This is a genomic window from Streptomyces sp. NPDC086554 (assembly GCF_040686095.1).
GTDB lineage: Bacteria > Actinomycetota > Actinomycetes > Streptomycetales > Streptomycetaceae > Streptomyces.
The window spans coordinates 143,431-165,774 of record NZ_JBFBJK010000013.1; the positions used below are offsets into that span (position 1 = coordinate 143,431).

20 protein-coding genes are annotated in these 22,344 nt (G+C 70.5%); 9 read left to right on the forward strand and 11 right to left on the reverse strand.

Annotated features, from left to right (window positions below; all coding sequences use genetic code 11):
- Nucleotides 1-18: 18 nt before the first annotated feature.
- The gene (locus AB0O76_RS22845; RefSeq protein ID WP_365494181.1) at nt 19-1,065 is read right to left on the reverse strand and encodes a LacI family DNA-binding transcriptional regulator; all 1,047 of its coding nucleotides are present in this window, start codon (nt 1,063-1,065) and stop codon (nt 19-21) included.
- A gap of 207 nt (nt 1,066-1,272) precedes the next feature.
- Here AB0O76_RS22845 and AB0O76_RS22850 point away from each other — a divergent pair, with 207 nt between their 5' ends.
- Both AB0O76_RS22850 and AB0O76_RS22855 read left to right on the forward strand, forming a co-directional pair.
- Nucleotides 1,273-3,201 (forward strand): hypothetical protein, encoded by a 1,929-nt coding sequence (locus AB0O76_RS22850; protein ID WP_365494184.1) that lies wholly within the window; start codon nt 1,273-1,275, stop codon nt 3,199-3,201.
- A 112-nt stretch (nt 3,202-3,313) separates the two neighbouring features.
- Nucleotides 3,314-5,512, forward strand: coding sequence for a terpene synthase family protein (locus AB0O76_RS22855; protein WP_365494187.1), 2,199 nt, complete (start codon nt 3,314-3,316; stop codon nt 5,510-5,512).
- Nucleotides 5,513-5,515: 3 nt separating this feature from the next.
- Here AB0O76_RS22855 and AB0O76_RS22860 read toward each other — a convergent pair whose 3' ends face one another.
- Together AB0O76_RS22860 and AB0O76_RS22865 are read right to left on the reverse strand one after the other, a co-directional pair.
- Nucleotides 5,516-6,367 carry a metallophosphoesterase gene (locus AB0O76_RS22860; protein WP_365494453.1) on the reverse strand — a complete coding sequence of 284 codons (852 nt, stop codon included), beginning with the start codon at nt 6,365-6,367 and terminating at the stop codon, nt 5,516-5,518.
- A 58-nt stretch (nt 6,368-6,425) separates the two neighbouring features.
- A complete protein-coding gene (locus AB0O76_RS22865) occupies nt 6,426-8,072 on the reverse strand; it encodes a cytochrome bc complex cytochrome b subunit (protein WP_365494190.1) in 1,647 nt (548 codons plus the stop codon).
- Nucleotides 8,073-8,231: 159 nt separating this feature from the next.
- Between AB0O76_RS22865 and AB0O76_RS22870 the strand changes: the two genes are divergently transcribed.
- Together AB0O76_RS22870 and AB0O76_RS22875 are read left to right on the forward strand one after the other, a co-directional pair.
- Nucleotides 8,232-8,360 (forward strand): hypothetical protein, encoded by a 129-nt coding sequence (locus AB0O76_RS22870; RefSeq protein WP_365494193.1) that lies wholly within the window; start codon nt 8,232-8,234, stop codon nt 8,358-8,360.
- Between the two features lie 96 nt (nt 8,361-8,456).
- Nucleotides 8,457-9,626: a class I SAM-dependent methyltransferase gene (locus tag AB0O76_RS22875; protein WP_365494196.1), complete on the forward strand. Its 1,170-nt coding sequence runs from the start codon at nt 8,457-8,459 to the stop codon at nt 9,624-9,626.
- On the opposite strand, the gene AB0O76_RS22880 is transcribed toward AB0O76_RS22875, so the two are convergent.
- The 3 genes from AB0O76_RS22880 to AB0O76_RS22890 form a co-directional block, all read right to left on the reverse strand.
- Nucleotides 9,592-10,686 (reverse strand): LLM class flavin-dependent oxidoreductase, encoded by a 1,095-nt coding sequence (locus tag AB0O76_RS22880; RefSeq protein ID WP_365494199.1) that lies wholly within the window; start codon nt 10,684-10,686, stop codon nt 9,592-9,594. The two genes, AB0O76_RS22875 and AB0O76_RS22880, sit on opposite strands and share 35 nt — an antisense overlap.
- Nucleotides 10,686-11,225, reverse strand: a complete 540-nt coding sequence (locus AB0O76_RS22885) for an SRPBCC family protein (protein WP_365494202.1) — start codon at nt 11,223-11,225, stop codon at nt 10,686-10,688. The genes AB0O76_RS22880 and AB0O76_RS22885 overlap by 1 nt, the downstream gene beginning before the upstream one ends.
- 104 nt (nt 11,226-11,329) lie before the next feature.
- The gene (locus AB0O76_RS22890; protein ID WP_365494205.1) at nt 11,330-11,827 is read right to left on the reverse strand and encodes a helix-turn-helix domain-containing protein; all 498 of its coding nucleotides are present in this window, start codon (nt 11,825-11,827) and stop codon (nt 11,330-11,332) included.
- Nucleotides 11,828-12,087: 260 nt separating this feature from the next.
- On the opposite strand from AB0O76_RS22890, the gene AB0O76_RS22895 reads away from it, so the two are divergent.
- Entirely contained in the window at nt 12,088-12,948 is an 861-nt protein-coding gene (locus AB0O76_RS22895; protein WP_365494207.1) for a MoxR family ATPase, read from the forward strand.
- Nucleotides 12,945-14,411 carry a VWA domain-containing protein gene (locus AB0O76_RS22900; RefSeq protein WP_365494210.1) on the forward strand — a complete coding sequence of 489 codons (1,467 nt, stop codon included), beginning with the start codon at nt 12,945-12,947 and terminating at the stop codon, nt 14,409-14,411. Before AB0O76_RS22895 ends, AB0O76_RS22900 begins: the two co-directional genes overlap by 4 nt.
- Before the next feature lie 47 nt (nt 14,412-14,458).
- On the opposite strand, the gene AB0O76_RS22905 is transcribed toward AB0O76_RS22900, so the two are convergent.
- Together AB0O76_RS22905 and AB0O76_RS22910 are read right to left on the reverse strand one after the other, a co-directional pair.
- The gene (locus AB0O76_RS22905) at nt 14,459-14,614 is read right to left on the reverse strand and encodes a hypothetical protein (RefSeq protein WP_360764061.1); all 156 of its coding nucleotides are present in this window, start codon (nt 14,612-14,614) and stop codon (nt 14,459-14,461) included.
- Nucleotides 14,615-15,042: 428 nt separating this feature from the next.
- Nucleotides 15,043-15,729 carry a hypothetical protein gene (locus AB0O76_RS22910; RefSeq protein ID WP_365494213.1) on the reverse strand — a complete coding sequence of 229 codons (687 nt, stop codon included), beginning with the start codon at nt 15,727-15,729 and terminating at the stop codon, nt 15,043-15,045.
- Nucleotides 15,730-15,949: 220 nt separating this feature from the next.
- Between AB0O76_RS22910 and AB0O76_RS22915 the strand changes: the two genes are divergently transcribed.
- Entirely contained in the window at nt 15,950-17,053 is a 1,104-nt protein-coding gene (locus AB0O76_RS22915) for an amidohydrolase (protein ID WP_365494456.1), read from the forward strand.
- A gap of 81 nt (nt 17,054-17,134) precedes the next feature.
- Here AB0O76_RS22915 and AB0O76_RS22920 read toward each other — a convergent pair whose 3' ends face one another.
- From AB0O76_RS22920 to AB0O76_RS22930, 3 genes are all read right to left on the reverse strand, one after another.
- Nucleotides 17,135-17,953: an ABC transporter ATP-binding protein gene (locus AB0O76_RS22920; protein ID WP_365494216.1), complete on the reverse strand. Its 819-nt coding sequence runs from the start codon at nt 17,951-17,953 to the stop codon at nt 17,135-17,137.
- A 5-nt stretch (nt 17,954-17,958) separates the two neighbouring features.
- Nucleotides 17,959-19,047, reverse strand: coding sequence for an iron ABC transporter permease (locus AB0O76_RS22925; RefSeq protein ID WP_365494459.1), 1,089 nt, complete (start codon nt 19,045-19,047; stop codon nt 17,959-17,961).
- 227 nt (nt 19,048-19,274) lie between these two features.
- Nucleotides 19,275-20,303, reverse strand: coding sequence for an iron ABC transporter permease (locus AB0O76_RS22930; protein WP_365494219.1), 1,029 nt, complete (start codon nt 20,301-20,303; stop codon nt 19,275-19,277).
- 218 nt (nt 20,304-20,521) lie between these two features.
- Between AB0O76_RS22930 and AB0O76_RS22935 the strand changes: the two genes are divergently transcribed.
- Entirely contained in the window at nt 20,522-21,511 is a 990-nt protein-coding gene (locus tag AB0O76_RS22935; protein WP_365494222.1) for an iron-siderophore ABC transporter substrate-binding protein, read from the forward strand.
- Nucleotides 21,508-22,293: a 2,3-dihydro-2,3-dihydroxybenzoate dehydrogenase gene (locus AB0O76_RS22940; RefSeq protein ID WP_365494225.1), complete on the forward strand. Its 786-nt coding sequence runs from the start codon at nt 21,508-21,510 to the stop codon at nt 22,291-22,293. The genes AB0O76_RS22935 and AB0O76_RS22940 overlap by 4 nt, the downstream gene beginning before the upstream one ends.
- Nucleotides 22,294-22,344 lie beyond the last annotated feature (51 nt).

A 22,344-nucleotide genomic window follows, 5' to 3' on the forward strand; every position in this document is an offset into this window, starting at 1 on the left:
GCGTGGGGGGGGCGGTGCTCAGGGGGCGGCGCGGGCCGCGGTGCTGCCGCGCGCCTCCAGGTGCGGGAGCTGGTCCTGGACGCGGACGGCGGGGCCGCCGTCGAGGAGGGCGATCAGCTGCTCGGCCGCGTGCCCGCCGTATACGGCGGTGTCGCGGACCAGGGCGGTGAGCGCGGGATGGGTCGATCGGGTGAGGACGGAGTCGTCCCAGGCGACGATCGCAAGGTCGGCGGGTACAGAGATGCCGTGCTCGGCGGCGACACCGAGACCGGCGACGGCCAGCACGTCGTTGTCGTAGACGATCGCAGTGGGCCGCCGCTCCCCCGCCAGGACCCGGCGGGTGGCCTCGGCCCCCTGGGCGTCGGAGTAGTCCGTGGTGAGCGAGTGCACGTGGGTCAGGCCGCGCCGGTCGGCCTCCGCCCGCAGGGAGCGGATGCGCCGCCGGGTGTGGGTGAGTTCGGGGAGCCCGGCGATGTGCGCGATGCGGCGGTGGCCGAGCGCGGACAGGTGGTCGACGATGGAGGCCATGGCGAGGGCGTCGTCGGCCCAGAGGTTGGAGATGCCGGGGTAGTCGGTGTGCGGCTCCGGCAGGGTGCCCACGACGACCGCGGGCAGTCCCAGTTCGTCGAGGAGTGGAAGCCGGGGGTCCGTGCCCCGCGGGTCCACGACGAGCATGCCGTCGACACGGCGCTCGGCCCACCAGCGGCGGTAGACGGAGCACTCCGCGTCGATGTCCTCGACGACCTGGAAGAGCAGCCCGAGCCTGCGGCGCGAGAGCACCTCCTGAATGCCGGAGACGAGCTGGAGGAAGAACGACTCGACGCCCAGCGTCCGCGCCGGTCTGGCCAGGACGAGCCCGACCGTGCCCGAGCCCTCCCCGGAGAGTGCCCGCGCGGCGGCGCTCGGCCGCCAGCCGAGCTCTTCGGCGACCCGGCGGACCCGGTCACGGGTGGACTCGGAGACTCCGGGCCGCCCGTTGAGCGCGAAGGAGACGGCGCTCTCCGAGACACCGGCCCGCACGGCGATGTCCTTGATGGTGGGGCGCCGTGCCGGAGTGCGACGCATGCGTGACCTCCCCTCGCGTTGACTGACCGTTGGCTGACCGCTGACTGGCCGTTGATGGACCGTTGATGGAACGACGCCTGGCTAAAGCGCTTGAGGGCGAGCAGGCTAAAGCGCTAAAGATGCCCGCGACAAGGGGGTGTGAGAATACAAATTCCGGTGCCGTTACGGGTATTGACGAGGGCGCGTTTCTGCTTCACTCTCACCCGGATGAGCCCAGAACCAGGCCATCAGCCCTTCATGCACGGCTACGACGCCGATGCGCTGAAGAACTGGAGCCCGCGGTCCGACCGTTGGGCCCGCTACTTCCGCTCACGTGTTCCGCTCGCTCCCCGCATCGTGCCCTTCCCCGCCACCCAGGCCCGGCCCGAACTCCCCACCGGCGCCCAGGTGATGAACCTGTGCAACGACTACGACGGGGCGTTCTTCACCGCCCGGAAGTACGACGACTCCTTCGCCCGCCGGCTGCTCCGCTTCTGGCAGTACACGGACTTCTACGGCTCCTGGCACGGTCTGCCCGTCGACGGATCGCCGGTGACCGAACCGGTCCACGGCCTGATCAACCCGCCCAATCCTGCCTACACGGACGCGGCGCACCGCAATGGCGTCAGAAGCCTCGGCTGCTGGTTCTGGCCGCGGCCGGGCGAGTTCGCCCCGTATCTCGAACGGCGCGCGGACGGCTCGTACCCGGTGGCGGACAAAATGATCGAGATGGCCGCGTACTTCGGGTTCGACGGCTATTTCATCAATCACGAGGCCGAGACCCCGCCGGACGAGGCGAAACGGCTGCGCGAGCTCCTTGGATATCTGCGGTCCAGGGCTCCGGAGGGTTTCCACCTCCAGTGGTACGACACGATCCGGCCGGACGGCGGGCTCGACTACCTGAACCACCTGAACGAGGAGAACGCCTCCTGGCTGGAGGCGGGCGCCGACAGCTTCTTCGCCAACTACTGGATGACCGAGGCCGGGGTCGAGACCTCCCGGGCCACGGCGCTGCGGCTCGGCCGCGACCCGTACGAGGCGGTCTTCCACGGCACGGAGAACGAGCAGTTCGGCTTCGATCCTGAATACGACCCGCGCCTGGTCTTCCCCGAAGGCCGTCCGGCGCACACCAGTTGGGCGCTCTTCGGCTCGCACTTCGTCTGGGAGCTGCATCCCGGGCGCGAGGACCCGGACGCGCAGGACGCCGTCTTCGAGCGTGAGCGCCGCTACTGGTCGGGCCCGTCCTGCGATCCCACGCGGACCGGCCGCAGCCTGACCCACGAGCCCGGCGCCCCCGACCCCGGCAACCACCTCAAGTGGGACGGCGTGGCGCACTACGTCACCGAGCGCTCGGTGATCGGCGCGTTCCCCTTCGTCACCCGCTTCAACACCGGGCACGGCCGCGGCTTCTTCCTGGCGGGGCGCCGGGCGAGCGACGCGGACTGGTACAACGCTTCGGTCCAGGACATCCTGCCCACCTGGCAGTTCTGGTCCGAGGGCGGGGACGCGCCGCCGGACTTCGACTACACGCGGGCGTACGACGGCGGCTGCTCGCTGCGTCTTCCGGGCGGCGCGACGGTCCGCCTCTACAAGACGGAGCTCATGGTGCGCACGGGCGCGGAGACGGTCTCGGTGACGTACGCGGGGAGCGCGGACGCGCTGGAGGTGGGGCTGGTCTTCGCCGACGCTCCGGAGAGCTTCGTGTGGCTGGCGACGGGGGCGGCTGCCGAAACCGGAACTGGCACCGGCGCCGGATGGCACACGTCCACCCACCCCCTCGCGGAGTTCCGCGACCGCACGATCGCCGCACTGGCGGTGCGTGCCACATCGCCTGTCCACCTCGGTGAACTCGCCTTGCGGGACGGCGAGTTCATCGCGCCGTCATGCCCCAAGGCCTTTCAGGTCGACACCGCGTACGTCGACGACGGCCGCACCGCCGAGGTCTTCCTCTCCTGGCGCATCGCGGACCCCGGACAGGTCTGGTACTACGACCTGCGCCGCGGGGACGAGTGGCTCGGGCGGATCTACGACGAGGTTTACTACGTGAAGTCGCTGCGGCGGCACGGGAACGAGGCGGCCACGGAGCTGGCCCTCACCCCGGTCGCCCCCGACGGCACACCGGGCGATCCCGCTACCTGCTCCGTGAACTGGGTTTGAACCCCGTGCATCACGCAATGGTGTGACGCCCCTGCGGCCACCGCATCCTCCGGCGCCGCAGGGGGTAGTGCTGAGCTGCCCATACGCCGCCGCGCGAGGAGAAATTGACCGTATGTCGCAGCCGTTCGACCTGCCCAGCTTCTACATGGTTCATCCCGCCCGCCTCAATCCGCACGTGGAAGAGGCCAAGGCGCACTCCAAGAAGTGGGCACGCGACATGGGGATGCTGGAGGGCTCGGGCGTCTGGGAGGAGAGCGATCTGGACGCCCACGACTATCCGCTGCTGTGCGCGTACACCCACCCCGACTGTGACGGCACCGCGCTGTCCCTGGTCACCGACTGGTATGTGTGGGTGTTCTTCTTCGACGACCACTTCCTCGAACTCTTCAAACGCACCCAGGACCGCGAGGGCGGCAAGGCCTATCTCGACCGGCTGCCGGCGTTCATGCCCATGGACCTGTCCACGCCCGTGCCGGAGCCGACCAACCCGGTCGAGGCGGGGCTCGCGGATCTCTGGGCGCGGACGGTGCCGCACATGTCGCAGGGCTGGCGGGAACGGTTCGCCGAGAGCACGAAGAACCTGCTGAACGAGTCCCTGTGGGAGCTCTCGAACATCAACGAGGGGCGGATCGCGAACCCCGTCGAGTACATCGAGATGCGCCGCAAGGTGGGCGGCGCGCCCTGGTCGGCGGGGCTCATCGAGTACGCGACGGGAGCCGAAGTGCCGCCCGCCGTCGCGGAGTCCCGCCCGCTGCGGGTCCTCAAGGAGACGTTCGCCGACGCCGTCCACCTGCGCAACGACCTGTTCTCGTACCAGCGGGAGATCGAGGACGAGGGCGAACTCTCCAATGGCGTCCTGGTCCTTGAGAAGTTTCTGAACTGCACGACTCAGGAGGCGGCGGAGGCCGTGAATGATCTCCTGACCTCGCGGATGCAGCAGTTCGAGAGCACCACGCTCACCGAACTGGCCCCACTGTTCGCCACCACCGGGCTCCCCGCGAAGGAGTGCGCGGACGTCCTGGCGTACGCCAAGGGGCTGCAGGACTGGCAGTCCGGCGGGCACGAGTGGCACATGGTCTCCAGCCGCTACATGAACAAGAAGATCGCCGCCGCGGCCTCGCCGCTCTCCGGCCCCTCGGGCCTCGGCACGTCGGCCGCAGGGATCAAGGCGCTCCTGTCGGCCTCGGGCGCGGAGCGGCTGCGCGGCCACACGCACATCCCCTTCCAACGGGTCGGTCCTTCTCTCCTCCCGGACTTCAACCTCCCCTACAGGACGACGCTCTCGCCCCACCTCCAGGCGGCGCGCCCGCGCTGTGTGGAGTGGGCTTCGCGGATGGGCATGCTGGAGCCCCAGCTGGGAGTGGTGAGCTCGGACATCTGGGACGCGCACAAGCTGTACGGCTACGACTTCCCGCTCTGCGCTGCGGGCCTCCACCCCGACGCGGACCTGGAAGCCCTGGATCTGGGCTCGCAGTGGCTGACCTGGGGCACGTACGGGGACGACTACTTCCCGGTGGTCTTCGGCAGGCCCCGCGACCTGGCGGGCGCGAAGCTCTGCAACGACCGGCTCTCCCTCTTCATGCCGCTGGACTTCGCCGACATGCCGGTGCCGACGAACGCACTGGAGCGCGGCCTGGCGGACCTGTGGCAACGCACGGCCGAACCGATGGACGCGGATGCCCGCCGCACGCTCCGCACATCCATCGAGGTCATGACGGAAAGCTGGCTCTGGGAACTGGACAACCAGGCCATGAACCGCATCCCCGACCCCGTGGACTACATCGAGATGCGCCGCCTCACCTTCGGCGCCCCGCTGACGATGAGCCTGTGCCGCCTGGGCAACGGCCCGCAGGTCCCGCAGGAGATCTACCGCACGGGCCCGATGCAGAACCTGGAGAACTCGGCCGGCGACTACTCCGCCCTGATGAACGACGTCTTCTCGTACCAGAAGGAGATCGAGTACGAGGGCGAGGTGCACAACGGCGTCCTCGTCGTCCAGAACTTCTTCGACTGCGACTACCCGACGGCTCTCGGCATCATCGACGACCTGATGAAGTCACGCCTGAGCCAGTTCCAGCACACGGTGACCCACGAACTCCCCGTCCTCTACGACGACTTCGACCTCCCGCAGGAGACCCGGAGCATCCTCGACGGCTACGTACGCGAGTTGGAGAACTGGATGGCAGGCATCTACACCTGGCACCGCGACTGCCGCCGCTACCGCGAGGAGTACCTCTCACGCGGGCCGCTCAGGCCTCCATCGGGCTTGGGCATGGAGGCCGTACGACTGGGCGCGGCAGGACTCCGCTGAGCGTCAGGTACCGTCGTGCGGCTCCGGCAGGATCTGGCGGAGCCTCGGGTCGGGGTGGCGGTCGCGGCGCCATTCGCGTGGGTAGCCGACGGAGACCTCCTGGAAGCGGACGCCGTCGTGACGGGTGGTGCGGGGGATGTGGAGGTGGCCGTAGACGACGGCTGCCGCGTCGTACTTGACGTGCCAGTCCGCGGTCAGTTCGGTGCCGCACCACAGGGCGAACTCCGGGTAGTGCAGGATCCGTGTGGGGTCGCGCACCAGGGGCCAGTGGTTGATCAGGACCGTGGGCAGGCCGGGCGGCCGCTGGGCCAGGCGTTCCTCGGTGTATGCCACGCGGGCACGGCACCAGTCGTCCAGGCCCTGGTAGGGGTCGGGGTGCAGCAGCATCTCGTCGGTGCAGACGACGCCCGCCGCGTGGGCGGCCTCCAGGGCTTCGTGTTTAGTGTGGGTGCCATCGGGGCGGAACGTGTAGTCGTAGAGGAGGAAGAGCGGGGCCACGGTGGCCGGGCCGCCCGCGCCGCGCCATACGGGGTACGGGTCCTCGGGCGTCGCGGCGCCCAACTCCCGACAGAGTTCGACGATATGGCGGTAGCGGGCCTCGCCGCGCAGCTTGACCGGGTCGCTGGGGTGGGTCCACAGCTCGTGGTTCCCCGGCGTCCACACCACTTTGGCGAACCGGTCGGTGAGGGTGCGCAGCGCCCATTCGACGTCGGCCAGGCGCTCGGCGGTGTCCCCGGCGACGATCAGCCAGTCCTCGTCGGTCTGCGGGCGCAGGGAATCGAGGAATTTCCGGTTCTCGTCGTACGCCACGTGCAGATCACTGACGGCGTACAACTTCGGTGTGTTCTCCGGCACTTGGTTCACCACCCGAGGCTAACCGCAGCGACGCCGCCGCGTGACGATCGGCCCCCCGTCAGTGGTGGGAGTCACCGCCCTGCTGGATCTCCAGGTACTCCTCGGGGGTCGCCTTGGGCACCTGAGCCGAAGGTCCGTACATGGCCCGTCCCAGGCGCGCCCGCAGCCGTTCGCCCCGGGTGACCTTGCGGGCCACGCCGTTCGCGTCGACCAGCGGTCCTATCTCGTAGGGCTTGGGCTGCTCGTGCGCCGTGAGGGTGTACAACTCGCCCTGCGAGAGCGGCACATGGACCTCGACGTACTCGCCGTGCGGCAGCCGTTTGATCGTGCCGCTCTCCCGCCCGTGGAGCGCCTTCTCGCGGTCGCGGAGCTGCAGGCCCATGCACCATCGGTGGGTCACGAAGAAGGCGATGACCGGGCCTGCGAAGAAGGCGATCCGCACGAACCAGGTGATCGCGTTGATGGAGAGATGGAAGTGGGTGGCCCACAGGTCGTTGCCGCCGCCGATCATCAGTACGCCGAACAGCGTCAGCCAGGCCACGCCGAGACCGGTGCGCACGGGCGCGTTGCGCGGCCGGTCCGCGATGTGGTGTTCCCGTTTGTCGCCGGTGATCCAGGCCTCGATGAACGGATAGACCGCGATCGCCACCATGATCAGCGGGAAGAGCGAGAAGGGGATGAAGACGCCGAGTTCGAGGGTGTGCCCCCAGGCGTTGATCTCCCAGCTGGGCATCACCCGGATCAGCCCCTCGGAGAAGCCCAGATACCAGTCGGGCTGGGCTCCCGTGGAGACCAGGTCGGGACGGTAGGGCCCCATCGCCCACACGGGGTTGATGGTGGCGACCGCGCCCATGACCGCGAGGACACCGAAGACGAGGAAGAAGAAGCCGCCGGCCTTGGCTATGTAGATGGGCAGGAAGGGCGCCCCGATGACGTTCTTCTCCGTCCTGCCGGGCCCGGCGAACTGCGTGTGCTTGTGGTAGAAGACCAGGATCAGATGGGCGACGACGAGCCCCAGCATGATGCCCGGCAGCAGCAGCACATGCACGCTGAAGAGCCGCGGAATGATGTCGTCGCCGGGGAACTCCCCGCCGAAGAGGAAGAAGGAGAGATACGTCCCGATGACCGGGACGGACAGGATGGCGCCCTGCGCGAAGCGGATGCCGGTGCCGGAGAGCAGGTCGTCCGGGAGCGAGTAGCCGGTGAGTCCTGTGATGATCCCGAGGAACAACAGCGTCCAGCCGAACAGCCAGTTGAGCTCGCGCGGCTTGCGGAACGCCCCGGTGAAGAACACCCGCATCATGTGCACGAGCATCGCGGCGACGAAGACGACCGCGGCCCAGTGGTGGATCTGCCGGATCAGCAGACCGCCGCGCACCTCCATGCTGATGTCGACCGTGGACTCGTACGCCCGGGTCATCTGGATGCCCTTGAGCGGCGTGTAGACACCGTCGTAGACGACCTCGGCGCCGCTCGGCTCGAAGAAGAGGGTCAGATAGATCCCGGTGAGGATCAGGATCAGAAAGCTGTAGAGACAGATCTCGCCGAACATGAAGGACCAGTGGTCCGGGAAGACCTTGCGCATCTGGGTCTTGGCCAGGGAGTTGATGCCGAGGCGGCCGTCCGCCCAGTCGGCGACCCGCTCACCCTTCCCCGCAGGTGCTTGCCGTCCGCTGTTCCGGGTGTGCTCGACACGTCCGCTCATGCGACCCCCCTCAAGGCGGCTCCCAGGGTAGATCGTTGAGGTCGCCACGCCAACAGGCCCTGCAAATACGCCAGTTGACGATCATCGCGTGTGCAGGTCAGGGGTGTGCCGGGGCGGCACCCGGGGCCGAAAAAGGCGATTGCCCGCGCGTCGTCCCGTATGAGACATTCACCCGGCCCCACTCCCCCTCTCCTCAAGGAGCCGGTGATGACGCTCGGCACAGTGCCGCCCGGTCTGGTGCTCGGCGACGCCTCCCGCACTTCGACGCGGGAGCCGCGGCTCCGCTGAGCCCACTGCCCGGCCCTTCCCGGGCCCTCTCCACCACTCCCGCTCCTCGTCGAAGTGCTGTTCGTGCCCCGCACGTTCACCCTCTGAGGAGTATGTGTGTCCGAGACCCACTGGATCCACTGGATCGACGCCGATGCCGAGCACACCGCCCGCTGGCGCTCCGAGACCGGAATGCCGCTGCCCCGCCGTGTCGTCCCGGCCGACGGCCGGCTGAGCGCCGCCACCGCCCACCGTCTTGCCTGCGAAGGCACCGCACTGCTGTGGCAGGGCGACTTCCAGCAGGCGCGCCAGATGCTGCGCGCGATGGGCCGCCGCATCGACCGCAAACCCCCTGCCCGCGTAGCCCCTGCCCGCAAAGCTCCTGCCCCCGCCTCCTCACCGACGGCGGCCTTCCACCTCCACCGCCGGGCCGCAGGCCACCGTGCCCGCGTTCTCGCCAAACTCCTCGTGCCCCTGCGCGAGGACCACACGCTCGGCCTGCGCCGGGCTCCCGACGTCCGCGCCGCCTGCGATGAGGCGTACGGCCCGCCCCAGGGCGGCCCGTGGGCGGTCCCGCTGCGAGAGCTGCTCGGCGTCATCGGCGCACATCAATGGCGTACGAAGGGTGTGGACATCCCCGCGATCGGCGCCAGGATCCACCCGCACTACGGCGTGTTCTCGCCGGTCAGGGGCGAGTACGTGGACCTGGTCGCGCAGGCGCCGCTGCCGGCCGCGGCCCACGGGTCGACGGCCTTCGACCTCGGCACCGGCACCGGTGTCCTGGCGGCGGTCCTGGCCCACCGGGGCGTCCGGCACGTCGTGGCCACGGACAGCAATCCGCGGGCCGTGGAGTGCGCCGCCGACAACATGAACCGCCTGGGCCTGACGCCCCGGGTAAAGATCGCCACCGGCGGCGGGCTCTACCCACCGGGCCGCGCCGCCCTGGTCGTCTGCAACCCGCCCTGGCTCCCCGCCAAGCCCAACTCGGCCCTTGAGCAAGGCGTCTACGACCCCGACGGCGCCATGCTGCACGGCTTCCTGACGGGCCTCGCCGATCATCTGCTGCCAGGCGGCGAGGGCTGGCTGATCATGTCGGACCTCGCCGAACACCTCGGCCTGCGCTCCCCCGGCGAACTCCGGTCGGCGATCACCGCGGCGGGCCTGCACGTCCTGGACCGCCTGGACACCAGACCCCGCCACCGCAGGGCCACCGACCCCACGGATCCCCTGCACGCGGCTCGCGCGGCGGAGATCACATCGCTGTGGCGGCTGCGGATCGCCCGGTAGGTGCGCCCGGCTCCCGCTCCACCTCCCGCACGAGCCCGATCGCCCGCCCCAACGTCGCGAGCCGCGCGTCCAGGCTCTCCCCCGCCGGATAGAAGCGGACCGTGTCCACGCCCGCGTCGTGCCAGACGCGCAGGCGGGTGCGGACCATGTCCTCGGTGCCGATGAGCGTGGTGGCCAGGACCATTTCGTCGGTGATCAGGGCGGCCGCACCGTCGCGGTCGCCGGACTGCCAGCGGGTGCGGACCTCGGCTGCCGTCTCGGCCCAACCCTGCCTGCTGTAGGCGTTGTTGTAGTAGTTGGTGGTGGCGGAGCCCATGCCGCCCAGACTGAAGGCGAGTTCCTTCTTGCGGCCCGCCACCATCGTGCGCAGCGCGTCCTCGTCGTCGGCGAAGGCCACTTCGGCGCCCTGGCAGACGTTCAGGTCGGCGCGGGTGCGCCCGGCCGCGGCCAGGCCCGTGTCCAGGTGGTCGAAGTACGCCTCCTTCGCGCCCTCCGGCACAAAGCTGGTGCCGAGCCAGCCGTCCGCGATCTCGCCGGTCAGGCGCAGCATCTTGGGGGAAAGGGTGGCCAGGTAGATGGGCAGGTCGTGTTCGGCGCGCATCGACAGGCGCATGGGCCTGGCGTCGCCGCCGGGCAGCGGGAGGGTGAACTCCCGTCCCGTGTACGAGATTTTCTCGCCCGTTGCCGCTTGCCGGACGATCTCCACGGTCTCCCGCATCCGTGTCAGCGGGCGGGCGAACGGCACTCCGTGCAGGCCCTCGATCACCTGTGGTCCAGAGGGGCCGAGCCCGAGGATGAAGCGGCCCTCCGAGATGTTCGAGAGGGTGATCGCCGCGCGGGCGATGGCCGCGGGGGTCCGGGTCGCGAGCTGGATGATTCCGGAGCCGAGCGTCATCCGTTCCGTGCGCGCCGCCAAGTAGCCGAGCGGGGACGGCGCTTCGGCGCCCCAGGCCTCCGCGACCCAGCAGATGTCCATCCCGAGCTTCTCGGCCTCGGTGACGAAGTCGGCCGTCTCCCGCCAGTTCGCCCCGGACGCCTCGATCGTCGTCGACGTACGCATCAGGCGCCCCGCCTCTCCGCGGCGGCCCGCGTCCCCTCGGCCAGCTCCTTGATCGCGTCCAGCGTCGCCGCCATGTTCCGCTCGAACTCCCTCATCCGCACGAAGACGATCTTCTGTTCCTTCTCCGGCATCCGGTCGATGGCGTAGGAGAGTCCCGAGCGGCCCGGTCCCAGCTGCATCCACTGCGTGAGATCGGTGCCGCCGTCATCCCTCGCCCGCAGGCTGAACCGCCATACGGCGCTGGGGCGTTCGGGGTTCTCGACCGCCCAGGCGAAGACGCGCGGCGCCTCGCACTCCACGACGTACGACGTCGTCTCCCACGTACCGAACGACTCGTGCTCACTGCGGCCGAGGAACCGGGCGCCTGTCGCCGGCGAGGTCGCCCCGTCGAGCCACTCGACCGACCGCAGCTCCGCGCTCAGCGTGGGCATCAGGCCGATGCCGGCCACCAGTTCCCACACGCGTTCCGGTGACGCCGCGATCTCCCTGCGCACCTCGGTCGTCGGCGTGTCCGCGTAGCACGCGCCTGTCCACTCCATCGTGGGTCGCCTCTCTGTCGTCGCTGACGTCGTCTCTGACCACGAGAGTTGCGTAGATAGACTCACTCGTCAAGAGTGTGCGGGGCAGGGTGCGGGGAGGACGTTCAGTGGCTGAAGCGCTCCTGGATGTCCGGCCGTTCGGCAAGACGTGCCGGGTAGCCGGGGCCGATGCGCGGGCGGGTGTCCGCGGCCGTCATCGGCTCCTTGCAGTGGGCGCAGACCACCTCGGCGGCGGCCTCGTGCCCGCAGCGGTCGTGGTGGAAGACGACCGGCGGCCCCTCGTCGCCGCTCAGCCAGCGGTTGCCCCAGCTGTTCATCGCGGCGAGTACGCCGAAGAAGTCGCGGCCCTTCTCGGTGAGTACGTAGTCGAAGCGCACCGGCTCGCTCTGGTAAGCGCGCTTTTCCATCAGGCCCTCGTCGACCAGGCGGCGCAGCCGGTCGGTCAGCGTGTTGCGCGCGATGCCGAGCTCCTGCTGGAAGGCGTCGAAGCGTTTGATGCCGTAGAACGCCTCGCGCAGCACCAGCGGAGTCCACCAGTCGCCCAGCAGGTCCATGGTGCGGGCGATGGAGCAGGGCCAGTCGGCAAAGGAGGTCCGCCTCATGCCGCAAGGATACGAGGGGATGCAAGAAGGACGCCCGGGCCCCGGTGGGTCTCAGGACAAGACCCAGCAGCCCGCGGCCGGTGCGCGGCGCCACGTGACGTACGACGCAAACTCGGCGTCCCCGTTGTGGAGGGGGCCGGGAGGCTGATCAAGTGGCGGGAGTCATCGCGTCGTTCCGTGCCCAGTGCCCGTTGCCCAGCGCCCAGTGCCCAGTGCCCAGTGCCCAGTGCCCAGTGCCCAGTGCCCATCCGGAGGCTCCGTTGCTCTTCACATCCGTGGACGATGTCGCCGAGCGGCTCGCCGAGACGGGGTATCTGGCGTCGACCGCCGTCGCCACGACCGTCTTCCTCGCCGACCGCCTGGGCAAGCCGCTGCTCGTGGAAGGACCGGCGGGCGTCGGAAAGACCGAGCTGGCCAAGGCGGTCGCGGAAGTCGCGGACGCGACGCTCGTGCGGCTCCAGTGCTACGAGGGCGTGGACGAGTCCCGCGCCCTGTACGAGTGGAACCACGCCAAGCAGCTCCTGCGCATCACCGCGGGGCGCGACGAGTCGTGGGACGAGACGCGCACGGACATCTTCAGCGAGGAGTTCCTGCTCCCGCGCCCGCTGCTCACCGCCATCCGCGGCGACGACCCCAAGGTCCTCCTGATCGACGAGACCGACAAAGCGGACGTCGAGGTGGAGGGGCTGCTTCTGGAGGTCCTCAGCGACTTCCAGGTCACCGTCCCCGAACTGGGCACGATCACCGCGACGCGGCGCCCGTTCACCGTCCTCACCTCGAACGCGAGCCGCGAGCTTTCCGAGGCGCTGCGCCGCCGCTGCCTCTTCCTGCACATCGGCTTCCCCGAGGAGGAGTTGGAGCGCCGCATCGTACGCCTGAAGGTGCCGGGGCTCGACGAGACGCTCGCCCGGTCCGTGGTGCGGGTGGTCGGCGCGCTGCGCGCGATGGACCTGCGCAAGGTGCCCTCGGTCGCGGAGACCATCGACTGGGCCCGCACCCTGCTCGCCCTGGGCGCCGACTCCCTGGACGAGGACGTCGTACGCGACAGTCTCGGCGTCGTGCTCAAGCACCAGGACGACGTGCTGAAGGCGGCGGCCAAGCTGGACCTGGACGACGTGTGAACGCGCCGTCCCCGACCGGCGTCCCGGAGCGTCTGACGGCCCTCGTCCAGGCACTGCGCTCGCACGGCATCCGGATCGGCACGGGCGAGACGGTGGACGCCGGGCAGGCTGTCGAGGCCCTGGGCCTGAGCGACCGGGAGCGGGTGCGCGAGGGCCTCGCGGCGGCGCTGCTGCACAGCGAAGGGCAGCGCCCGGTCTTCGATCCGGTCTTCGACCTGTACTTTCCGCGCGGTGTCGGGGCTCCCGATGGACGCGACGGCTCCGGGCGGGACGGCTCCGGGCGGGACTTCGACCGGGACGATCTGCGCGACCGCCTCGCCGCCGCGCTCGCCGCCAACGACCGGGCGCTGCTTGCCCGGTTGGCGGCGGAGGCGGTGGACGGCATGGGCGCGTACGGCACGCGTCCGGGGACGAACGGGTCCGGTGGCTCCGGCGGTTCGGAGGGCTCCGGCGGCTCCGGCGGCGGTTCGGACGGCTGGTCGTCGCACCAGACGCTCCAGCGCCTGCGCCCGGAGACGCTCCTGGCGCGCGTACTGGCCGCCATCCGCGAGGGCTCCGCCGATTCCGGGTCCGCCGATTCCGGGTTCACCGACCGCATCGAAGCCGACGAGATCCGCCGCCGTATCGAGGACTTCCGCGCGCTCGTGGGCGGCGAGGCGCGCCGCAGGGTGGCCGAGCGGCGCGGCGCGGACCAGATCGCGCGGCGGGCGATCGCCCCGACCGCCGACCGCGTCGACTTCCTGATCGCGGGCCGCGCCCAGCTCGACGAACTCCGCAGGACGGTGCAGCCGCTGGCCCGCAAGCTGGCCACCCGTCTCGCCGCGCGCCGCCGCCGTGCGGCCCGCGGCCGGATCGACCTGCGCCGCACGCTGCGCGGCTCCCTGTCCACGGGCGGCGTCCCGATGCGTCCGGTCCTGCGCCGCCGGCGCCCCGCCCGACCCGAACTGGTCCTCCTCTGCGACGTATCCGGCTCGGTGGCGGGCTTCGCCAACTTCACGATGCTGCTGGTGCAGGCGCTGCACGACCAGTTCAGCAAGGTGCGGGTGTTCGCCTTCGTCAACCGCGTCGACGAGGTGACCGACCTCATCGCGCGCGGCTCGGCCGACCCCGAGGGCCTGAGCACCCGCATCATCTCGGCGGCCGCCGTGACGCGCTATCACGGGGGCAGCGACTACGGCACATCGCTCGGCGAGTTCGCCGAGTGCCATACGCGGGTGATCACCCCGCGCAGCACGGTCTTCATCCTCGGCGACGCCCGCACGAACATGAGCGACCCGAATGTCCACGCCCTGCGCGACATCGCGTCGCGCGCCCGGAAGGTCTACTGGCTCAACCCCGAACGCCGCGCCCTGTGGCAGACCGGCGACTCGGTGGCCGGCACCTACGCCGAACTCGTCGAGATGTACGAGTGCCGCAACGCGCGGCAGCTCAGCGCGCTGATCGGGCGTCTGCTGCCGGTGTGACCCGTCTGGGCCGTCCGACACGTCTGCCCCTCCGGCCGCGGGGCACGTCATCGGGCGAACCAGCTCGCGCCCGCGAGCGGGCCCACGACAGCGGCGGCAAGGGCCACCAGGCGGTACGGCACCTGCTGGATCGTCACACGCATTCCGCCGATGCGCAGTTCGAAGAACGGCGGGGCGGGCGGTGGCGTGGTCTTGGAGCTCATCGGATTCCCTCCGGGACGTGTCGAGGAGTGCGGACGGCCATCGGGCCATGCGCACAGGATCGGAAAACCACGAAGCCCCGCCTGCTGGAGGCGGGGCTTCGGGAAGGTATCGATATGGGCGAGTCAGTCATGCGACTTCGGGATCGCTTGCGCTCATACGAACTGTGTCTGCGGGCGGCGGATGCCTCGCCGGTCTCGGTCTCGGCCTCGCCGTCGTGCGCCGGTCCATGGTTCCTCCTCGGGGGCCGGTGGCCCGTGGGCACCATCCGCCACGGTTCCGGCAGGTGCACCGGGCTCGCGCTTGCGCGACCGCGAAGCGGCTCGGCCTGGTGCACCTGCCGGGTTCGTGGCCTGATGGGCGCACGGGCCACCGGCCCCCGAGGAGCCATCAGGATGTGCGCGGCACTCGGCTGGTCGCACGCGGGCCGTCACCTCTGTCGTACGCGCAGAGCGGTCTGCTCCCGGAAGACGTCTTTCAGGTCCTGGCCCACGCGGCCGTTCCGGATCTGCCTGCGGAAGCGATAGAGCCGTCCCTCGACGGCTCGCTCACTGATCCGGAGGCGCTCGGCGATCTCGCTGTGCGGGTAACCGGCGGCCACAAGCCCGAGCACGGCGCGGACTTCGGACCCGGCCGTCCGCAGCGCCCGCTCCAGCGCGTCGCGGGCCACGACGCCGAGGGCGGGGTCGGCCTGGGTGACCTTGACGGACAGCGCGGCCACGTCGGCGTCGTGCGGGAGAAGCAGGCGTCGGCGGGTCCGCTGCCACTTGCGGAAGACCGCCGGGAAGTACAGGACCAGCCTGCCCACGAAGTACGTCTCCAGTGCCGCTCCCTTCCGTACATCCCAGGTGGACCACACCTTGTCCAGGTCTTCCAGTACGGCGAGGAGAGTCTCGCAGGCCAGGACATGGCGTTCGTCGGGCGAAAGGCGCAGAACTTCCAGGTCGGCGGAGGTCGGGCTGACGGGGCGGCCCTTGGCAGCGCATCGTTCATAGATCTGCCTCGAACGGATCAGGTCCCGCAGCACGCCGTATCCGTACGTCCCAAGATGATCACGGATCTCCTGCGGCGGATCGCCTTGCTCAGGCTGGTACCCCTGTGTCCTCAGCCTGCTCATCGTTCCCCGTAACTGTCCCATGATGGTTATATGCAACACGAACCCCAGAACCCACGCGCGGTTGACAAGTTTTTCTGACCCATGAGTGTCGGCCGGGGCCGCACCTGACGACCACGCTCGCGAACTGAGCCCCCTTAAGCTGTTCCGGTGTTCCGGCACGAGCGGACAGAAACGGCGAGGAGACGACGTGGCAGGCGGCGCGGACCAGGTCAAGGCGGGGATCCGGGCGCGGATCGGCGAGGTGCGCGAAGAGCTGGTCGGACTCAGCCGGCGGATCCACGGCCATCCGGAGATCGCCTTCGAGGAGCGGCGGGCCGCCGGATGGTGTGCCGATGTGCTGCGCGCGCACGGCTTCGCGGTGACCGCTCCCGCGTACGGGCTCGAGACCGCCTTCGAGGCGACCGTGGGGTCGGGTCCGGTGACCGTCGCGCTGGCCTGCGAGTACGACGCGCTGCCGGGGATGGGGCATGCCTGCGGTCACAATCTGATCGCGGCGGCAGGGGTCGGGGCCGCGCTCGGCCTTGCGCCGTTCACCGATGAACTGGGGCTCACCGTCCGCGTGTTGGGGACCCCTGCGGAGGAGAGCGGGGCCGGCAAGGCGCTGCTGATCGACGCCGGTGCCTTCGACGGGGTCGACGCGGCGATGATGATCCATACCTGTCCGTTCGAGGTGGCCGACTTCCGTTCGTACGCGATGGGGGCGCTCTCGGCGACGTACACGGGGAAGTCCGCGCACGCCACGCTCAACCCGCAGGACGGGCGGAACGCGGCGGACGCGCTGACCGTGGCGCAGGTGGCGCTCGGGCTGCTGAGGCAGCAGCTGCCGGGCGAGTGGAAGGTGCACGGGATCACCACCGAAGCCGGGACTGCGCTCAACGCCATTCCCGAGCGGGCGAGCGCGGCGTACGCGCTGCGGACGCCGTCCGTCGAGGAGTTGCGGGAGCTGCGCGAGCGGGTGGCGGACTGTTTCCGTGCGGGTGCGCTCGCCGCCGGGTGCGCGCTGGATCTGGAGCAGCCCGCGCCGGACTACCTCGACTTCCGGTCCGATGCGGCGCTGACCGCACTGTGGACGGCCAACGCCCGGGCACTCGGGCGCCCCGAGCCCCAGCAGCGCGAGCCGTTCGCCTCCACGGACATGGGCAATGTGTCGCACATCGTGCCGTCGATCCACCCGGTGCTCGACATCAGCGGCGGCGGCTGCGCCCCGCACCAGCCGGAGTTCGCCGCGGCGGCCGGCACGCCCGCCGCCGAAGAGGCCATGGTCGACGGGGCGGTGGGGCTTGCGTGGACGGCGGCGGACTTCGCGGCGGCGCGGTCGGCGTGACGGTCGCGCCGGTCGCGCCGGTCGCGCAGATCGTCACGATCACGCCGGTCGTGACAGTCGCGGATCTCGCGATATGAGCCGTCAGCCGGTCGTCGTGACCTTCGTGTCCGTCTTCGTGTCCGCCTTCGCGGTCGCCGTCGGCACCACCACCGGGGAACCGTCGCCCGGTGCCTGAAGGATGTCCGCGTCGATTCCGTACAGCTCCTTGACCAGGGCGGCGGTCACCACCTCGCGGGCCGGGCCGTCGGCGACGACCTTGCCCGCGTTCATGGCGATCACGGTGTCGGCGTAACGCGCGGCGCTCGCCAGGTCGTGCAGGACCATGACGACCGTGCGGCCCGCGGCGGCCACCTCCCTTACCAGGGACAGGACTTCGACCGCGTGGCCGAGGTCGAGCGCGCTGGTCGGCTCGTCGAGCAGCACGATCGGGGTCTGCTGGGCGAGGACCATGGCGAGCCAGCAGCGCTGGCGCTGGCCGCCGGAGAGGTGGTCGAGGCGGCGCGTGGCGAGGGCAGTGGTGCCGGTCGCTTCGAGCGCGTCGCGTACGGCCGTCTCGTCCTCCCGCGACCACTGGCGGAAGAGGCCCTGGTGGGGGTGGCGGCCGTAGCGGACGAGCCCGGCGACGGTGACCGCCTCCGGCGCCTGCGGGGACTGGGCGAGGAGCGCGATGCGGTGGGCCGCGCGGCGCTGCGTGAGCTGCCAGACGTCCTCGTCCCCGGCGCGTACGGTGCCCGAACTCGGCTTGTGGAGGCGGGAGATGGAGCGAAGGAGCGTCGACTTGCCGCAGCCGTTGGGGCCGACGATCGCGGCGACCTGTCCGCTGGGGACGGTCAGGTCGACGCCGTCCACGGCGGTGTGCCCTGGATAGCCGGAGGTGAGCGCCTCGACGGTCAGTTGCACGGGGTTCAGGCCTTTCCGCTCTGCTGCTGGGAGTTCTTGCCGAAGAGGACCCACAGGAGGAAGGGTCCGCCGAGCACGCTGGTGACGACGCCGACCGGGATCTCCACGGGCGCGATGACCCGGCCGAGCGCGTCGGCGCCGCCCACGAGGGCCGCGCCGACCAGGGCCGAGCCGATGACGGGTACGCGGGTGGGGCCGCTCAGCCGCGTTGCGACGACTGGTGCGGCGAGTGCGACGAAAGCGATCGGGCCGCCGATGCCGACGGCCGCACCGGACAGGGCGACGGCGAGCGCGAGGGTCGCGGCGCGCACCCGGCGGACGTTGACGCCGAGGGTGGCCGCCATGTCGTCGTCGAAGCGGAGGAGTTGGAGGCGGCTGCCTGCCACCAGGGCCAGCGGGACCAGGATGAGCAGGGTGAGCGCTAGGGGCGTACCGACGCTCCAGTCACGGCCGTTGAGCGAGCCGACCGTCCAGAGGAAGACGCCGCCCGCGGTGTTGTCGTTCTCGCGGGACATCACGAGGTCGGTGACCGCGCCGATGACGGTGGAGACGCCGATGCCCACGACGAGGATCCGGTAGCCGCCGCTACCCGCGCCGCCCGCGCAGGCGACGACGACCATGGCCGCGGCGGCGGCGCCCAGCGGGCCGAGCCACCAGTCGCCGATCATCCCGGTGGACGAGCCGACGACGGAGGCGACGACGGCTGCGGTGGCGCCCTCGTTGACGCCGATGATGTCCGGTGTGGCGAGCCGGTTGCCGGCCAGGGTCTGGGTGAGGCACCCGGCGATGCCGAGCGCCGCACCGACCATGAGGCCCACGGCGATGCGCGGAAGGCGGAAATCCTGGACCAGCATCACGGTGGCGGAGTCGCCGGTTCCGAGCAGCCCGGAGAGGCTGTCGGAGAAGCTCATCCCCGTCGAACTGGCAAAGGTGGCCAGGGAGACGACCACCGCGATGAGCAGCGTGAGGCCGACGGCGGCCAGGGCGCTGCGGTAGGGGAACAGCCAGGAGAAGGTCCCTACGCGGACCGCCGTGGAGTCGGGCGGGGTCACGTCGGCGGGGTGCTGCGCGCGGCTGTGAACGGAATCCGGCAGGCCGCCGGCCTCGGCACCGGGTACGGCACCGGCTGCTGAGCCCGGCGAGCCGCCCGACGCTGAGCCCTGCGAGCCGCCCGACGCTGAGCCCTGCGAGCCGCCCGACGCCGAGTCAGGCGCGCGGTACGACGCGCGCCCTGGTATGGCGTCCGCGGCACGGTCCCGCACGGAATCCGATGCCCCGTCGGGCGCCGAGCCCGCCGCGCCCTCGGGTATGCGCTCGGCACTCACGCGCCCACCCCCGCCGTCGACATCCGCCGGGACCGCGCGATCCAGATCAGCAACGGGCCGCCGATGAAGGCGAGAAGGACGCTCACCGGGGTCTCCCAGGGGCGGATGACGACGCGGGCCAGTAGGTCGGCGACGATCATGACATTGGCCGCGACGAGCGCGGAGATGACCAACTGGCCCGCGATCCGCGGTCCGGTGACGGCCCGTGCGGCGTACGGGGCCAGCAGGCCGAGGAAGGCGATCGGTCCCGCGAGGGCGACCGCCGATCCGGCGAGCAGCGTGACCGCCGCCGCGACGATCAGGCGGATGCGGCCGGGGTGGTGACCGAGCGACCGTGCGCTGTCGTCGCCGAGGGCGAGCGCCGACAGCGGCCGTACGCAGCAGAAGGCGATGACGAGGCCGACCGCGATCACGGGGATCAGCGGGTACGTCTCGGACGTCTTGATGCCGGCGAGCGAACCGATGGTCCAGTAGCGGTAGGTGTCGAAGGTCGACTGCGTGCCGAGCAGGACGTACGACGTCATGCCGTGGAACGTCGCGCCGAGCGCCGACCCGGCCAGGACGAGGCGAAGGGGCGAGCCCGCGGCCCGTCCTGACGCGGCGAGCAGCAGCACCACCGCGCTCGCGGCCATGCCGCCGACCAGCGCCCACACCAGGACGCCGTACGCCGAGGTCACCTCGAAGTAGGTGAGGCCGATCACCACACCCAGCGCCGCCCCGGAGTTGACCCCCAGGAGTCCCGTCTCGGCGAGCGGATTGCGGGTGACGGCCTGCAGCAGGCAGCCCGCCGCGCCGAGCGCGATGCCGACCAGGAGGCCGGCGAGCGTACGCGGAAGGCGTACGTCCATGACCGCGAGCCGGATCTGGCCGTCGGCCCGCGCGGACGGATCCCCCATCAGGAAGTCCCAGGCGCGGCCCATCGGCGTCGAACCCGACCCGACCAGCAGAGACAGCAGGCCGAGCAGCAGGAGCAGGGCGAGCAGGGCGGCGGCCGCCCACAGCGTGGGGCGGTGATTCTTGGCCAAGTCCGGTATCGGAGGTCTGGATCCGGACGTTGGGACCTGCCCCCCTTGCGCAACCAACATGAACTTAGCCTAACCTAACCTTGACCTTGCGCCCCGAGTCGGGGTGCGGGCGAACTCCCTGTTCCCTCAGGGCCAGTTCGTCATGCCCTGACGCGGCAAGAGATATCCCTTACGTCCGGATTGACCCCCCGGGCGACTGAAGCATGGAGATCACGGACATGTCCTCGAACCACATCCCGCGCACCCGGCTGACCGCGGTAGCAGCCCTCGCCATCGCCTCCGCGCTCACGCTCTCCGCCTGCGGTTCGGACTCGTCCGACGACTCCGGCTCCGGCTCGGGCGACAAGGCGAAGAACGCCGCGAAGGACGTCACGGTCACCGACGCCACCGGTGCGGAGGTAAAGGTTCCGGCCAATCCGGAGAAGGTCATCGCGCTGAGCGAGATGGACCTGGACTCCTCCCTCGCCCTGGACGTCAAGCCGGTCGGCCTCTCCGCGGGCCGCGGCCAGAAGGGCGCCCCCGAGTACCTGGCCGACCAGGCCAAGGGCATCCCGGTCGTGGGCGCGGTCACCGGACCCGACATCGAGAAGGTGCTTCAGGCCAAGCCGGACGTCATCCTCGCCGGGCAGCTCGCCGACCAGCAAGTGCTCAAGCAGCTCAAGGCGATCGCGCCGACGGTCGTCACCATCGACAAGAACAAGGACTGGAAGAAGTCCCTGGAGCTCACCGGCAAGGTGCTCGGCAAGTCCAACGAGGCCACCGCGTTCCTCAAGGACTACGACACCAAGGCCGCCGCCCTGAAGAAGAAGCTCGGCGACAAGGCGGGCTCCAGCGTCTCCGTGGCCCGCTACTCCGCCAAGGGCACCGCCGTCATGCAGCAGGGCGTGTTCATCTCCGACGTCCTGAAGGACCTCGACTTCAAGCGGCCCGGCATCCAGAACGACAAGGGCCAGGGCCACTCCACGCCGCTCAGCGACGAGGACCTGAAGCAGATCGACGCCGACTGGCTGTTCATCGGCACGCTCGCCTCCAAGGGCCCGGACGCCGACCTCTTCAAGGAGCTGAAGGGCAAGGCCGCGTACAAGGAGCTCGACGCGGTCAAGAAGGGCCACGTCACCGAGATCGACGGCTCGAAGTGGACCAGCCTCGGTGGCGCGCAGGCCGCCGTCTCGGTCCTCGGTGACATAGAGAAGGCGATGGCCAAGTGACCTCCGGCATAGCGGAGTCGGAGCTTTCCGGACGGGTCGCCCTTGTCACCGGCGCGAACCGGGGCATCGGCAGGGCCGTGGCCCGCGCGCTCGCCGAACGCGGCGCGCGGGTCGTGGCCGCCGACCGGTCGCCCGACGTCAAGCTGCAGGAGGCGGGCTCGGGCATCACAGGACTCGTCCTCGACGTCACCGACGCGGCCGCCGTGGACGCGGCCGTCGACGAAGTCGAGCGCACGGCAGGGCCGTTGGACATCCTCGTCAATGTGGCGGGCGTGCTGCGCCCCGCCCCGGTGGTCGAACTCTCCGACGCCGACTGGGCCGAGACCTTCGCGGTCAACACGAACGGCGTCTTCCACACGGCGCGCGCCGCGGCCCGCCGGATGACCGTACGGGGCAAGGGCTCCATCGTGACGGTGGGCTCGAACGCGGCCGGGGTGCCCCGCACCCAGATGGCCGCGTACGCCGCGTCCAAGGCGGCGGCCACCATGTTCACCAAGTGTCTCGGCCTGGAGGTCGCCCGCGACGGCGTGCGCTGCAACGTCGTGTCGCCCGGCTCCACCGACACCGATATGCAGCGGCAGCTGTGGACGGTCGACCACGCCGAGGCCGCCGACCGCGTCATCAACGGCGACTCCGCCTCGTACCGGGTCGGCATTCCGCTCGGCCGGATCGCGGACCCCGCCGACATCGCCGACGCCGTCGCCTTCCTGGTCTCCGACCGGGCCCGGCACATCACCCTGCACGACCTGTACGTGGACGGCGGCGCCACCCTGCGCGCCTGAACGCCGCGCCGCCCTCCCCTACTTGACGAGACTTTCACGAGACTGACGAGA